This window comes from Streptomyces sp. NPDC001100 (assembly GCF_053598575.1).
Window position 1 is genome coordinate 34,828 of sequence record NZ_JBSFKO010000020.1, and the last position, 13,483, is coordinate 48,310.

The 13,483-nt window shown below is 70.0% G+C and carries 14 protein-coding genes; 6 read left to right on the plus strand and 8 right to left on the minus strand.

The genetic code is table 11. The features are described 5' to 3' along the window. Positions 1-108: 108 nt before the first annotated feature. The gene (locus ACWDEW_RS27445) at positions 109-585 is read left to right on the plus strand and encodes a sugar ABC transporter substrate-binding protein (RefSeq protein ID WP_450515895.1); all 477 of its coding nucleotides are present in this window, start codon (positions 109-111) and stop codon (positions 583-585) included. Positions 586-623: 38 nt separating this feature from the next. Here ACWDEW_RS27445 and ACWDEW_RS27450 read toward each other — a convergent pair whose 3' ends face one another. The 7 genes from ACWDEW_RS27450 to ACWDEW_RS27480 all read right to left on the minus strand — a co-directional run bounded on the left by ACWDEW_RS27450 (position 624) and on the right by ACWDEW_RS27480 (position 7,013). Continuing rightward, complete coding sequence (locus ACWDEW_RS27450; RefSeq protein WP_450516051.1) at positions 624-995, minus strand: rhodanese-like domain-containing protein; 372 nt, start codon at positions 993-995, stop codon at positions 624-626. A gap of 26 nt (positions 996-1,021) precedes the next feature. Next, complete coding sequence (locus ACWDEW_RS27455) at positions 1,022-1,561, minus strand: cupin domain-containing protein (protein ID WP_381251262.1); 540 nt, start codon at positions 1,559-1,561, stop codon at positions 1,022-1,024. A 240-nt stretch (positions 1,562-1,801) separates the two neighbouring features. Beyond that, positions 1,802-3,397, minus strand: coding sequence for an FAD-dependent monooxygenase (locus tag ACWDEW_RS27460; RefSeq protein ID WP_450515897.1), 1,596 nt, complete (start codon positions 3,395-3,397; stop codon positions 1,802-1,804). Between the two features lie 175 nt (positions 3,398-3,572). Next, positions 3,573-4,481 (minus strand): amino acid ABC transporter permease, encoded by a 909-nt coding sequence (locus ACWDEW_RS27465; protein WP_450515898.1) that lies wholly within the window; start codon positions 4,479-4,481, stop codon positions 3,573-3,575. Beyond that, positions 4,478-5,146, minus strand: a complete 669-nt coding sequence (locus ACWDEW_RS27470; RefSeq protein ID WP_026179185.1) for an amino acid ABC transporter permease — start codon at positions 5,144-5,146, stop codon at positions 4,478-4,480. Before ACWDEW_RS27470 ends, ACWDEW_RS27465 begins: the two co-directional genes overlap by 4 nt. Before the next feature lie 51 nt (positions 5,147-5,197). Then, complete coding sequence (locus ACWDEW_RS27475) at positions 5,198-6,037, minus strand: glutamate ABC transporter substrate-binding protein (protein ID WP_450515901.1); 840 nt, start codon at positions 6,035-6,037, stop codon at positions 5,198-5,200. Positions 6,038-6,236: 199 nt separating this feature from the next. Next, a complete protein-coding gene (locus ACWDEW_RS27480) occupies positions 6,237-7,013 on the minus strand; it encodes an amino acid ABC transporter ATP-binding protein (RefSeq protein ID WP_362981190.1) in 777 nt (258 codons plus the stop codon). Between the two features lie 288 nt (positions 7,014-7,301). Between ACWDEW_RS27480 and ACWDEW_RS27485 the strand changes: the two genes are divergently transcribed. Next, entirely contained in the window at positions 7,302-7,988 is a 687-nt protein-coding gene (locus tag ACWDEW_RS27485; protein WP_450515903.1) for a response regulator transcription factor, read from the plus strand. Between the two features lie 9 nt (positions 7,989-7,997). After that, positions 7,998-9,410 carry an ATP-binding protein gene (locus ACWDEW_RS27490; protein ID WP_450515905.1) on the plus strand — a complete coding sequence of 471 codons (1,413 nt, stop codon included), beginning with the start codon at positions 7,998-8,000 and terminating at the stop codon, positions 9,408-9,410. 64 nt (positions 9,411-9,474) lie between these two features. Here the strand turns inward: ACWDEW_RS27490 and ACWDEW_RS27495 are convergent, their stop codons facing one another. Continuing rightward, positions 9,475-10,473, minus strand: a complete 999-nt coding sequence (locus ACWDEW_RS27495) for a TAXI family TRAP transporter solute-binding subunit (protein WP_450515907.1) — start codon at positions 10,471-10,473, stop codon at positions 9,475-9,477. An 88-nt stretch (positions 10,474-10,561) separates the two neighbouring features. Here ACWDEW_RS27495 and ACWDEW_RS27500 point away from each other — a divergent pair, with 88 nt between their 5' ends. The 3 genes from ACWDEW_RS27500 to ACWDEW_RS27510 all read left to right on the plus strand — a co-directional run bounded on the left by ACWDEW_RS27500 (position 10,562) and on the right by ACWDEW_RS27510 (position 13,433). Further along, positions 10,562-10,999: a pyrophosphohydrolase domain-containing protein gene (locus tag ACWDEW_RS27500; protein WP_450515909.1), complete on the plus strand. Its 438-nt coding sequence runs from the start codon at positions 10,562-10,564 to the stop codon at positions 10,997-10,999. A gap of 63 nt (positions 11,000-11,062) precedes the next feature. Continuing rightward, on the plus strand, positions 11,063-12,580 hold the full coding sequence (gene miaB, locus ACWDEW_RS27505; RefSeq protein ID WP_450515911.1) for a tRNA (N6-isopentenyl adenosine(37)-C2)-methylthiotransferase MiaB: 1,518 nt from the start codon (positions 11,063-11,065) through the stop codon (positions 12,578-12,580). A gap of 139 nt (positions 12,581-12,719) precedes the next feature. Next, the gene (locus ACWDEW_RS27510) at positions 12,720-13,433 is read left to right on the plus strand and encodes a class III extradiol dioxygenase subunit B-like domain-containing protein (RefSeq protein WP_450515912.1); all 714 of its coding nucleotides are present in this window, start codon (positions 12,720-12,722) and stop codon (positions 13,431-13,433) included. The last annotated feature ends 50 nt before the right edge of the window (positions 13,434-13,483 follow it).

A 13,483-nucleotide genomic window follows, 5' to 3' on the forward strand; every position in this document is an offset into this window, starting at 1 on the left:
CGAGTTCCACACCTGTCTGCAGGAGTCGATCGCGAACACGGCCAAGAGCAACTTCGCGAGGCTCGTCACGGCCAACTCGCATCAGCACGCCGCGCAGGAACTCTCCCGGTGGCCGTCATCGCGGGTGCGCCGGGTGCCGCCTCCGATCTGCTGGTCGGCGGATTCACCAAGGGACTGCCGGCGAACGCGAAGGTGGTCGCGAACCAGCCCGCCATGTTCGTCGCCGCGAAGGCGAAGCTCGTCGCCGCGGACATGATCAAGGCGCACCCGGGTCTGGACTACGCCTTCGTCGCCAACGAGGAGATGGCGTTCGCCGCCCGCAAGGCATTCGACGCGGCCGGCGGCAAGAACGTCAGGATCGTGACGGTCAACGGCACCGACGAGGCCCTCGCCGCCCTCAAGGACGGCCGTTTCGCCGCCACCGTCTCCAACTCGGCCAAGGACACCGGCGAACTGGCCGTCACCAACGCCATCAGCCTTCTCCGCAAGGAGAAGGTGGAGAAGATCGCCACGACCCCGGCCCGCCTGGTCACGAAGGCCAACGCGGACACCGCCCCGCTCTACTGCCCCTCCGACGGGCTGTGAGCACAGCGAGCCGCACTGTCACGTCGTAGGCACTGTGTCTACGACGTGACAGGCAGTCCCGCCGTCTTCCAGGCCTGGAAGCCGCCGACCAGGTCCGTCGCGCGGCGCAGGCCAAGCCGGTGCAGGGATGCGGCGGCCAGGCTGGAGGCGTAGCCCTCGTTGCAGATCACCACGACGCGCAGGTCGTGGCCGGTGGCCTCGGGGACGCGGTGGCTGCCTTGGGGGTCGAGGCGCCACTCCAGTTCGTTGCGCTCGACGACCAGCGCGCCGGGGATGAGACCGTCCCGGTCGCGCAGGGCGGCGTAGCGGATGTCGACCAGGAGGGCCGTGCCGTCGCGGGCGGCGTCGTACGCCTCTTCGGCCTCGATCCGCCGGTAGTCCGCGCGGACCCGCTCCAGCAACTCGTCCATGCCGGACGGCTGTTCGCGTACGGCGCTCACTGCCAGTCCTCCGGGCGCTCGACCTGCTCCAGGCGCAGCACCGGGCCGGTGCGGCTGTAGCGGCGGATCTGCGGCAGCGGCGGGTAGTAGGCGTGGACGGAGATCGCGTGCTCCTCGGTGGACTCGTTGAGCACCTCGTGGACGTGGTGGTGACCGAAGGCGCGGCCCTTGCCGGTCGGCAGCCGCCGCTCGCGGTCCACGCCCTCCTCCAGTTCGAGGGTCTTCCAGCCGTGGCTGGGGAGCCGGGCGGCGAGCGAGTTCTCCTTGAGTTCGCCGGCGGCGGTGAGGAAGGCGCCCACCGAGTCGGCGTGGTCGTGCCAGCCCGTGCCGCTGCCGGGCGGCCAGCCGATCAGCCAGGCCTCGCTGCCGCCGGGCCCTTCGAGCCGCACCCAGGTGCGGCCCTCGGGGTCGAGGGGGAGCGAGGCGATGAGCTCGGCGTCGGCTGCCGTACGCCGTACGAAGTCGAGCAGGTCCGCCTGTGTCGGCGCCTGGGCGGGCGCGGCGGGGGACACGGAGGCAGAGGGGGATACAGACACGTGCACCGTCCTGATGAGTGTTCGCGAGGGCACGCGCGGGCCCATGGAAAGGGCGCGCGCGAGTGAGAGAGATGCGAATTCAGCAGGAGACGTGACAGACGCAGCCCACGTAGCGGACGAGGTCCAGATGGACCTTCCGCCAGAGGTGGACAGATGTGTCGGTCATGATCCGGAGTAGAGCATGAGGGTGGCCGCGGGTCAACTCAGCGTCACTATGTGGACAGTTGGTGTACGGAGGCCTCAGCGCGAGCCGGCCGCTGCCTCCGTTTTCGCCGGGCCGCCCAGGGTCGCATCGGCCGCCGCGTACAGATCGGCCGGCCGCACCCCGCTCAGCGCGGTGACCAGGTGTCCGTCGGGCCGTACGAGCAGGACCGTGTGGGCGCCGGCGCCCGGGTAGCTCTCGGCGACCAGCAGCTCGGCCGGGTGCGGCAGCGCCGTCACCGCGGCCGCCAGACGTGGCATGACACCGGCGGTCACCCAGTGCTTGCGCTCCCACACGCCCGTGCCGGGTGCGACCAGTACGACCAGCAGGGCACCGCGCCCGAGGCGGTCCCGCAGTCGTACGAAGGAGCCGTCCTCCGCGGTGACCCGGACATCGGTGACCGGCGCACCGGGCGGGGTGTCGACGTCGACCTCGCCCTCGATGTGCCGGGGCGCGAGCGGCGAGTCGGCGTACGCCCCCGGCGCACCGAGCGGGCCGCGCCCCAAGTGACCGTCCGTGAGCAGTGAGTCGTGACCGCGGGCCGAGCCGGGTACGACCGCGCGCAGCCCGCCCCCGCCGCGCACCAGGGGCAGCGCCTGGTCGGCGGCGCGCAGTCGGGCCGCCACGACCGACCGCCGCTCCGCCTGGTAACTGTCGAGCAGCGCCTCGTGCGGCCCGTGGTGCCAGGCCGACGCCAGCTTCCAGGCGAGGTTGTCGGCGTCCCGCAGCCCCTCGTCCAGCCCCTGCGTACCGAGCGCCCCCAGCAGATGCGCCGCGTCCCCGGCGAGAAACACCCGCCCCGCCCGCCAACGGCGCGCGAGCCGGTGGTGCACGGTGTGCACACCGGTGTCGAGCAGCTCGTACGGCGGTGTCGGCCCCTCGGTCCAGCCCGCGAGGGTCTCCCGGATGCGGGCGAGCAGCAGCTCGGGCGTGACCAGGTCCTTGCCCGGGGGCAGCAGCCAGTCCAGGCGCCACACACCGTCCGGGAGGGGGCGTGCGGTGACCTCGCCCGCCGAGGGCCCTGACGTCCGCCACGGCGGCGCCCGGTGCAACAACGCCTGGTCGGGCCAGGGAAGTTCCGTGCGCAGCGCGGCCACGGCGTGTCGTTCCACCGCCGTACGGCCGGGGAAGCGGATGTCCAGAAGCTTGCGCACGGTGGAGCGGGGGCCGTCGCAGCCGACCAGGTAACTGCCGCGCCACCAGGTGCCCTTGGGGCCGCGGGTGTGGGCGGTGACGCCCGAGGGTTCCTGTTCGATCGCGTCGAGGCGGTTGTCCACCGAGAGCTTCACGAGTCGCTCGCCCGCCAGGGCCTGGCGCAGGGCGCCGGTCAGCACGTGCTGGGCGATGTGCAGGGGGGCGGGCTCGGTGTCGTCGAACGTGATCTCGCGCATCACCTGCTTGCGCCGCATCGACCGCCATCCGGCCCAGTGCGCACCGGCCTTGGCGAGCGGAACACCGGTCAGCCGCTCCATGAGCGCCGTGGTGTCCTCGCGCAGGACGACGGTCCGCGCGGGGCGCGGTTCGTCCTTGCCCGGGCCCTCGTCGAGGACGACGGAGGGCACCTCCTGCCGCGCCAGCGCCAGGGCGAGCGTGAGCCCCACGGGCCCCGCTCCGACGATGATCACCGGGTCCACGGTGCGGCGCCTCCTGCCCGTGACGGTGTCCTCAGGGACGCATGTGAACAGGAAGTTGGAGCAGGGTGCACGATCACAGAACGTATGCAACCCATTGCCGGTGCTTGCGTCAAGTGACGGAGGCAGTGGCGATCATGCCACTGCCTCCGTGTCGTTCATGCCATATGACCGATCATCAGATCGTGCCGCCCGCCCCGGTCCCGAAGCCGCCCGTTGCCTGCGCGGGGTTGAGCCCGGTGGCGTCTTCGAGGGCCATGGTCGCGCCGGTGCTCTTCTTGCTGCGCCGCAGCCTGCCCTCCAGCCAGCTCGCGAAGGTGGTGAGGACGAGGTTCAGCAGGATGTAGATGATCCCGACGACGATGAAGCTCGCCACCACGTTGGCGTAGTTGGCCGCGAGGGTGCTGCGCGAGTTGAGGAGCTCGGTGAGGCCCAGCATCACGCCGCCCAGAGCGGTGTCCTTCACGATCACCACGAGCTGGCTGACGATCGCCGGCAGCATGACGGTGACGGACTGCGGGAGCAGGATGCTCGTCATCGTCTGGCCCTTGCGCAGCCCGACCGCGTACGCGGCCTCCGTCTGCCCCTTGGGAAGGGACAGGATGCCCGCCCTGACGATCTCGGCGAGCACCGAGGCGTTGTAGAGCACCAGGCCGGTGACGACGGCGTACAGGGGCCGGTCCTCGCTGCCGATGTTCGTGGAGCGGACGTAGAACTCGTTCGCGAACAGCATCATCAGCAGGACCGGGATCGACCGGAAGAACTCGACCACCACGCCGGCCGGGACGCGCACCCACCGGTGGTCGGACATCCGGGCTATGCCGAACAGCGCGCCCAGGGGGAGGGCGATCAGCATGGAGAGCGCGGCGGCCTTCAGAGTGGTGCCCAGGCCGGGCAGCAGATACGTCGTCCAGGCGTCCGACGTGGTGAACGGCTGCCACAGGGCCCACTTCAGCTGGCCCTTGTCGTCCATCGTCCGCCAGATCCACCACAGGAACGCGGCGAGCAGGACAACGAAGACGACGGTCAGGAGCGTGTTGCGCCGCTTGGCGCGGGGGCCGGGCGCGTCGTAGAGGACGGAGGTCATCGCTTCACCGCCATTCGCTTGCCCAGCCAGCCGAGGAAGAGGCCGGTGGGCAGGGTCAGTACCACGAAGCCGAACGCGAAGACCGCACCGATGGCGACCGTCTGGGCCTCGTTCTCGATCATCGACTTCATCAGGGCGGCCGCCTCGGCGACACCGATCGCCGCCGCCACGGTCGTGTTCTTGGTGAGGGCGATCAGTACGTTGGCCAGCGGTGTGATGACCGCGCGGAACGCCTGCGGAAGGATGATGATCCGCAGTACCTGACTGAAGCTCAGTCCGATGGCGCGGGCCGCCTCGGCCTGTCCGACGGGCACGGTGTTGATGCCGGAGCGCACCGCCTCGCAGACGAAGGCCGCGTGGTAGGCGATGAGACCCAGCAGTGCGAGTCGGAAACCCTGCACCTTGAAGTCGTCGGACGCGCCCATCGTCACGCCGAAGATGTCGGCGAGGCCGAGCGAGGTGAAGACGATGATGACCGTCAGGGGGATGTTCCGGACGGTGTTGACGTAGAAGGTGGCGAAGCCACGCATCAGGGGGACCGGGCTGACCCGCATTCCGGCCAGCAGGGTGCCCCAGACCAGGGAGCCGAGGGCGGAGATGACGGTGAGTTTCACCGTCATCCAGAACGCCCCTAGGACGTCATAACCTTGAAGAAAGTCGAACACGATCTCCCGCGCTTCCGGGTATGGGGCCTGCCTTACGGGCGATTTCCAGGGTTACTTGACGATGTTGCCGATCTTCGGGGCGGGCTCGTTCTTGTACCCGGCCGGGCCGAAGTTCTTGGTGACCGCCGTCTGCCAGGCGCCGCTGCTGACCATCTTCTCCAGCGCGGTGTTGATCTTGGTGACGGTCGCGGAGTCGCCCTTCTTGACGCCGATGCCGTAGTTCTCGTTGCTGAGCTTGAGGCCGGCGAGCTTGAACTGACCCTTGTACTTGTCCTGCGAGGCGAAGCCCGCGAGGATCGAGTCGTCGGTGGTCACCGCGTCCACGGCGCCGCTCTGCAGGCCCGCGATGCACTCCGAGTAGCCGCTGTACTCACGGAGGTTGGCCTTCGGGGCGATCGTGTCGTGGATGTTCTGCGCCGAGGTCGAGCCGGTCACGGAACACAGCTTCTTGCCGTTGAGGTCCGTGCCCTTGGCGATCGTCGAGTCCTTCTTGACCAGCAGGTCCTGGTGGGCCAGCAGGTAGGGGCCGGCGAAGTCGACCTTCTGCTTGCGCTCGTCGTTGATGGAGTACGAGGCCGCGATGAACTTGACGTCACCGCGCGCCAGCGCGTTCTCGCGGTCGGCGCTCTTGGTCTCGACCCACTCGATCTGGGTGGGCTTGTAGCCGAGCTGCCCGGCCACATAGGTCGCCACGTCCACGTCGAAGCCGGCGAAGCTCCCGTCCGGCTGCTTCAGGCCGAGGCCCGGCTGATCGAACTTGATGCCGACCTTGATCTTGCCGCCCCCGGAACCCGAACCGGAGTCGTCCTTGTCGCTGCTCCCGCAGGCCGTCGCGGCGAGCGAGAGGACGAGCGCGGTGGCTGCGACGGCGGTGACCTTGCGAAGCTTCATGATGAACATCCTTTGGCTGGTGGGGAGATGAGGGCCCGCCAGGGCGCGTGACGGCGGCTCTGAGGGCGTGCGGGATCGCGGCGGCAGTCTCGGCGGCCGCCCGTCGTCGACGGGCCGTCAGCGGCCGGCTGTCGGCGTTCTTCGTGGCTCTTGGGTTCTGCCGTTGTTCTTCGGGTTCTTGGGGGTGCTCGGGTGATCGTCAGTGGTGCAGGATCTTCGACAGGAAGTCCTTGGCCCGGTCGCTGCGCGGGTTGCTGAAGAACTGGTCGGGCACGGCCTCTTCGACGATGCGGCCGTCGGCCATGAACACCACGCGGTTGGCCGCCGAACGCGCGAAGCCCATCTCGTGGGTGACGACGATCATCGTCATCCCGTCCCGGGCCAACTGCTGCATGACCTCCAGGACCTCGTTGATCATCTCCGGGTCGAGCGCCGAGGTGGGCTCGTCGAAGAGCATCACCTTGGGGTCCATGGCCAGCGCCCGCGCGATGGCGACACGCTGTTGCTGACCGCCGGACAACTGCGCCGGGTACTTGTCCGCCTGGGTGGCCACGCCGACCCTGTCGAGCAGGGCCCGGGCCTTCTCCTCGGCCTGCTTCTTGTCGGCCCTGCGGACCTTGACCTGGCCCAGCATCACGTTTTCGAGCACCGTCTTGTGCGCGAAGAGGTTGAAGGACTGGAAGACCATCCCGACGTCGGCACGCAGCCGGGCCAGTTCCCTGCCCTCCTGGGGCAAGGGCTTGCCGTCGATCGCGATGGCACCCGAGTCGATCGTCTCCAGGCGGTTGATGGTGCGGCACAGCGTGGACTTTCCGGACCCGGAGGGGCCGATCACCACGACGACCTCACCGCGGGCGATCGACAGGTCGATGTCCTGGAGTACGTGCAACGCGCCGAAGTGCTTGTTGACGCTCTTCAGGACGACCAGTTCGCCCGTCGGGACCGCGTCTTCCTTGGCCACCGATACCTTGGTCATCGCTTGCTGGCTCCGTCCTCGTCGGTTGCGGAGGACAGTAGTGAGGCCTTGCGATCAGCGTCATCACATCTGAGCGAGATCTGAGCATCACGATCGGATAGCAATCGGACACGTCTTGTAGCACTTGGCGCGATCACGCGTACCGGCTGCGTAACGGAAACCGCCCGCAACCGGAACCCCCTTGACGGCGTCTTCGTCCATCAGCGTGACTGCCTGGGTGCACGCGCGCGTGAGACGTGCTTTCGTACAGGCCGAGACCATACGAACGATGAACCGGAGGGGGCCGGGATGAGACTGCTCCTCGTCGAGGACGACAACCATGTCGCCGCCGCTCTGTCCGCGGTCCTGGCGCGGCACGGCTTCGAGGTCACCCATGCCCGCAGCGGCGAGGAGGCCCTCCAGGCGCTCGTCCCCGAGGGTGATGTCTTCGGTGTCGTCCTCCTCGACCTCGGCCTGCCCGACCAGGACGGCTACGAGGTCTGCGGCAAGATCCGCAAGCGCACCGGCACCCCGGTGATCATGGTGACCGCGCGCTCCGACGTACGCTCCCGCATCCACGGCCTCAACCTCGGAGCCGACGACTACGTGGTGAAGCCCTACGACACCGGGGAACTGCTCGCCCGCATCCACGCCGTCAGCCGGCGCAGCGTCCACGAGGACGCGAGCGGGGGCGGCGACACCGCGCTGCGGCTCGGCCCGGTGCGCATCGAACTGCCCACCCGCCAGGTCAGCGTGGACGGTGCGGTCGTCCAGCTGACTCGCAAGGAATTCGACCTGCTGGCCCTGCTGGCGCAGCGTCCGGGGGTGGTCTTCCGGCGGGAACAGATCATCAGCGAGGTGTGGCGCACCAGTTGGGAGGGCACGGGACGCACCCTGGAGGTGCATGTCGCGTCCCTGCGCGCCAAACTGCGGATGCCCGCGCTGATCGAGACCGTACGCGGCGTCGGCTACCGGCTCGTCGCCCCGGCCGCGTAGCGGGCACGGGTGCGCACACGTCTCCTCCCGCTGCTCATCGTCCTGATGGCGGCCGTTCTGCTCGCCCTGGGTGTCCCGCTCGCCGTCAGCGTCGCCGCGGCTCAGCAGCAGAAGGTGATCGTCGACCGTATCGACGACACCGCGCGGTTCGCGGCGCTCGCCCAGTTCGTCACCGACGCGCCCACGGGCAGCCGTCCCGCCGACATGGTCCCGGACGAACGCCAGCAGACCCTGGACCGCGAACTCGCCAGCTACTACGAGGTCTACGGCATCCGCGCGGGCGTCTTCTACCGTACCGACACCTCCATGGCGAACGCGCCGGACGACTTCCTGCTGCCCAAGACCGGCGAGGTCCGTGACGCCTTCGACGAGGCCCTGCTCAGCCGCCGCAGCCACGACCCGGAACAGGTCTGGCCCTGGCAGCGCCACCGCCTGGTCGTCGCCTCGCCGGTCATCCGGGACGGCGACGTCATAGCGGTCGTGGTCACCGACTCGCCCACCGGGCCGATGCGGTCACGGACCCTGCGCGGCTGGCTGACGATCGGCGCGGGCGAGATCGGCGCCATGCTGCTGGCCGTCGGCGCGGCCCTGCGGCTGACCGGATGGGTCCTGCGGCCCGTACGGGTGCTCGACGCCACCACCCACGACATCGCCACCGGACGCCTCAAGTCCCGGGTCGCAGCGGCCGGCGGGCCGCCGGAACTCCAGCGCCTGGCCCGTTCGTTCAACGAGATGGCGGACAACGTCGAGGACGTGCTGGAGCAGCAGCGCGCCTTCGTCGCCGACGCCTCGCACCAGTTGCGCAACCCGCTCTCGGCGCTGCTGCTGCGCATCGAACTGCTCGCGCTCGAACTGCCGGAGGACAATGACGAGATCGCCTCGGTCCGCACGGAGGGCAAACGCCTGACCCAGGTCCTGGACGACCTGCTCGACCTGGCCCTGGCCGAACACGCGGAAGCGGACCTCAGGATCACCGACATCGGCGCGCTGACCGCCGAGCGCGTCGCCGCCTGGTCTCCGACCGCGGAGGCCAAGGGCGTGCGCCTGGTGGGCAGTTGTCCGCCCACCACCGCCTGGGCCGACCCGGTCACGCTCTCCAGCGCCCTGGACGCGGTGATCGACAACGCGGTCAAGTTCACGCCCGAGGACCAGTGCGTCGAGGTGACGGTCGCGTCGAACGGTGAGACCTCCACGGTCGTCGTCACGGACCAGGGCCCGGGTCTCACCGACGAGGAACTCGCCCGCGTCGGCGACCGCTTCTGGCGCAGCGGCCGGCACCAGAACATCAAGGGCTCCGGCCTCGGCCTGTCCATCTCCCAGGTCCTGCTGGCCGCGGGCGGCGGCTCCCTGGCCTACGACCACCACGAGCCGCACGGGCTCAAAGTGACCGTGTCGGTGCCCAGGAGCGGGCCTACGGCCTGAGCGGGCGCCAGGAGGCCTCCTGTTGCGCCTGCGGCCTGATCGGGCGTCAACGGCCCCTGTACGCCTACGGCTTGACGGAGCGGTAGTAGCGCCGGGCGCCCTCGTGCAGGACCAGGGGGTCGGTGTAGATCGCCGTGCGCAGGTCCACGAGCTGCGCGGAGTGCACATGCGCGCCGATGCCGTCCCGGCTCTTGATCACGGTCTTGGTGATCCACTCCGTGAGCCTGGGGTTGAGGTCCTTGCGGGTCATCAGCAGGTTGGAGACGGCGATGGTGGGCACCGTGGACCCCCGCTGAATGTCGGGGTAGGCGGACTCCGGCATGTTGGTGGCGCGGTAGTAGCGGGTGGCGTCTCCCTGCTCGTGCATCTTCGCGACGAGGGATGCCTCTATCGGCACGAACCGGAACGCGTAGTGGGCGGCCAGGTCCTTCAGGCCGTCCGTCGGCAGCCCGCCGGACCAGAAGAAGGCGTCGAGCTTGCCCTTCTTGAGCAGGTCCGGTCCGGTGTCGATGCCGGCCGCCACCGGCTTGACGCCCTTCGCCGGGTCGATGCCCGCCGCCGTGAGCACCCGGTTCGCGATCAGGCGCACACCCGAGCGGTCCGGCCCTATGGCCACCCGCTTGTTCCGCAGATCGGCGACCGAGGTGATGTCCGAGTCGCGCGGGACGATGAGCTGGACGTAGTCGTCGTACAGCCGCGCGATCCCGCGCAGCCCGGCCGCACCCGGCTTGCCGTCCTCCTCGTACGTCTCCACCGCGTCGGCCGCGGCGATGGTGAAGTCGGCGTGGCCGGTCGCCACGCGCGCGACGTTCTCCTGCGACCCGGCGCTGTTCACCAGCTTCACCTTGAGGCCCGGCATGTCCTTGTCGAGCTCGGCCCGCAGCAGCTTGCCGTACTCCTGGTAGACCCCGAGCGGTGTCCCGGTGCTGAAGGTGATCGTCCCGGTCGGCGGCTCGTCGCCCAGGGGCAGCAGCCACCACAGCAGCATCCCGAACGCGACGAAGCCGGCGGCCGCGCCTGTCAGGGCCCGGCGCCTGCTGATACGGGAGAACACCTGGAGCATGCGCGCGATCCTGCCAGCCCTTGAGCGGTACTGACCAGGGCCGGGCACGCGGGCCGGTGGTGTCAGTGGCGGCCGTTAGGGTCGTGGCATGAGTTCTTCGCCCGCCGACCTGGTCCGCGAATTCCACCTCGCCTTCGGGCTCGACGCCCGCACCACACCCACCGAGGTCGCCCCCGACCTCGCCGCCCACCGCGGCGAACTGCTCGCCGAGGAGGCCGCGGAGGTCGCCGAGGTCTCTGTCAGCGGCCCCCTCGACCGACTGGCACACGAACTGGCCGACGTCGTCTACGTCGCCTACGGCACGGCCCTCGTCCACGGCATCGACCTGGACGCGGTGATCGCCGAGGTCCACCGCTCCAACATGACCAAGATCGGCCCGGGCGGCGAGATCGCGCGCCGGGCCGACGGCAAGGTCCTCAAGGGCGAGCACTACGAGACGCCGGACGTGCACGGAGTGCTGCGCAAGCAGGGGTGGAGCGGCGGCCACCGCGCCGGAACCCCGGATTCCGGCCGTAGCTCCGGGTGACGTGAGCCATGGCCGTTCTCAGCCGCAGAAAGAGTCACTCCCGGCACCGCCTACCCTTGTCGCATGAGCAGCGGTGACCGGAGCGAGGCAGTGGACGTCAAAACGTACGAAGTGCGCACCTACGGGTGCCAGATGAACGTCCACGATTCCGAGCGGCTCTCCGGGCTCCTGGAGGGCGCCGGTTACGTCCGCGCGCCCGAAGGGTCGGACGGCGACGCCGACGTCGTCGTCTTCAACACCTGCGCCGTGCGCGAGAACGCCGACAACCGGCTCTACGGCAACCTCGGCCGCCTCGCCCCGATGAAGACCAAGCGCCCCGGGATGCAGATCGCCGTCGGCGGCTGCCTCGCCCAGAAGGACCGCGACACCATCGTGAAGAAGGCGCCCTGGGTGGACGTCGTCTTCGGCACGCACAACATCGGCAAACTGCCCGTCCTGCTGGAACGCGCGCGCGTCCAGGAAGAGGCGCAGGTCGAGATCGCGGAGTCCCTGGAGGCATTCCCCTCGACGCTCCCGACCCGGCGTGAGAGCGCCTACGCGGCCTGGGTGTCGATCTCCGTCGGCTGCAACAACACGTGCACCTTCTGCATCGTCCCGGCGCTGCGCGGCAAGGAGAAGGACCGCCGCACCGGCGACATCCTCGCCGAGATCGAGGCCCTGGTCGGCGAGGGCGTCTCCGAGATCACCCTGCTCGGCCAGAACGTCAACGCGTACGGCTCCGACATCGGCGACCGCGAGGCCTTCAGCAAGCTGCTGCGGGCCTGCGGGACCATCGACGGCCTGGAGCGCGTCCGCTTCACGTCCCCGCACCCGCGCGACTTCACCGACGACGTCATCGCCGCGATGGCCGAGACGCCGAACGTGATGCCGCAGCTGCACATGCCGATGCAGTCCGGCTCGGACGTGATCCTCAAGGCCATGCGGCGCTCCTACCGTCAGGAGCGCTACCTGGGGATCATCGACAAGGTCCGTGCGGCCATCCCGCACGCCGCCATCACCACCGACATCATCGTGGGCTTCCCCGGGGAGACCGAGGAGGACTTCGAGCAGACGATGCACGCGGTCCGCGAGGCCCGCTTCGCGCAAGCGTTTACGTTCCAGTACTCCAAGCGGCCCGGCACTCCGGCCGCGACCATGGAGAACCAGATCCCCAAGGAGGTCGTCCAGGAGCGCTACATGCGTCTGGTCGCCCTCCAGGAGGAGATCTCCTGGGACGAGAACAAGAAGCAGGTCGGCCGCACCCTGGAGCTGATGGTCGCCGAGGGCGAGGGCCGCAAGGACGGCGCCACCCACCGCCTCTCCGGACGCGCCCCCGACAACCGCCTCGTCCACTTCACCAAGCCGGACCAGGAGGTCCGCCCCGGTGACGTGGTGACGGTCGACATCACCTACGCCGCCCCGCACCACCTCCTCGCAGAGGGCCCGACCCTGAACGTGCGTCCCACCCGCGCGGGCGACGCCTGGGAGAAGCGGAACGCGGCCGAGGCCGCCAAGCCGGCCGGCGTGATGCTGGGCCTCCCGAAGATCGGCGCCCCCGCGCCGCTGCCGGTCGCCACGGGGAGCGGCTGCGGCTGCGACTGACGGGCGCCGACTGTACGCCGCTGGTGAGGGGCCGGGGCAGAGCTGAGGTGGGGGCGGGACTCATCGCGCCGTGCGCCCCTCCTCGCGCCGCACGGCGTGACCAGTTGGGGCCTGGGTGCTCCTTGTTAGTGTTCCGGCCATGCTCGTAGCCGCCGCCGTCTGCCCCTGCCCGCCGCTTCTCGTCCCCGACGTCGCCGCCGGTGCCGCCTCCGAGTTGGACGCCGCGCGCGCCGCGTGCACCGACGCGCTCGGGGTGCTCGCCGCCGCCCGGCCCGACCGTCTGGTGGTCGTGGGGCCCGCCGAGCAGAGCGGGCGCGGTCCGTATCCCGAGGGCACCCGGGGTTCGTTCCGCGGCTTCGGAGTGGCCCTCGATGTACAACTCGGGAGGGACGCGGCGGCCGTGTCGGAGCGGACGCTTCCCCCCTCGCTCGCCGTCGCCGCGTGGCTTCTGGAGCGGACGGGTTGGTCCGACGCCCCGATCGAGGGACTCGGTGTGGGGGAACCTCTTGAGGCCGAGCGGTGTATTCAAACCGGCAGGGACGTTGTCGCGCAGGCAGAGCGGGTCGCGCTGCTGGTGATGGGCGACGCCAGTGCGTGCCGGACGCTGAAGGCGCCGGGGTATCTCGACGAGCGCGCAGCACCCTTCGACGCCGAGGTCGCACGGGCTCTCGGAGCGGCGGACGTGCCCGCCCTCAAGGCGCTGGACGCCGAGCTGGCATACGAGCTCAAGGCCTCCGGCCGTGCCCCCTGGCAGGTCCTCGCGGGCGCGGCGGAGGGCGTGGGCCTCGGGGGCGCGCTGCTGTACGAGGGCGCGCCGTACGGCGTCGGATACGTGGTCGCGACCTGGTCGTAGGGGTGGCGGAGCCGTGAGCACACGGTAGGCGTGGTGCAGACGCGAAACGG

Bases quoted from the DNA above. Each gene is read 5' to 3' on its own strand.
- miaB (WP_450515911.1), top strand. From the start codon at position 11,063: ATGAGCAGCGGTGACCGGAGCGAGGCAGTGGACGTCAAAACGTACGAA.
- ACWDEW_RS27500 (WP_450515909.1), top strand. From the start codon at position 10,562: ATGAGTTCTTCGCCCGCCGACCTGGTCCGCGAATTCCACCTCGCCTTC.
- ACWDEW_RS27480 (WP_362981190.1), bottom strand. From the start codon at position 7,013: ATGACCAAGGTATCGGTGGCCAAGGAAGACGCGGTCCCGACGGGCGAA.
- ACWDEW_RS27465 (WP_450515898.1), bottom strand. From the start codon at position 4,481: ATGACCTCCGTCCTCTACGACGCGCCCGGCCCCCGCGCCAAGCGGCGC.
- ACWDEW_RS27495 (WP_450515907.1), bottom strand. From the start codon at position 10,473: ATGCTCCAGGTGTTCTCCCGTATCAGCAGGCGCCGGGCCCTGACAGGC.
- ACWDEW_RS27450 (WP_450516051.1), bottom strand. From the start codon at position 995: ATGGACGAGTTGCTGGAGCGGGTCCGCGCGGACTACCGGCGGATCGAG.
- ACWDEW_RS27485 (WP_450515903.1), top strand. From the start codon at position 7,302: ATGAGACTGCTCCTCGTCGAGGACGACAACCATGTCGCCGCCGCTCTG.
- ACWDEW_RS27510 (WP_450515912.1), top strand. From the start codon at position 12,720: ATGCTCGTAGCCGCCGCCGTCTGCCCCTGCCCGCCGCTTCTCGTCCCC.
- ACWDEW_RS27475 (WP_450515901.1), bottom strand. From the start codon at position 6,037: ATGAAGCTTCGCAAGGTCACCGCCGTCGCAGCCACCGCGCTCGTCCTC.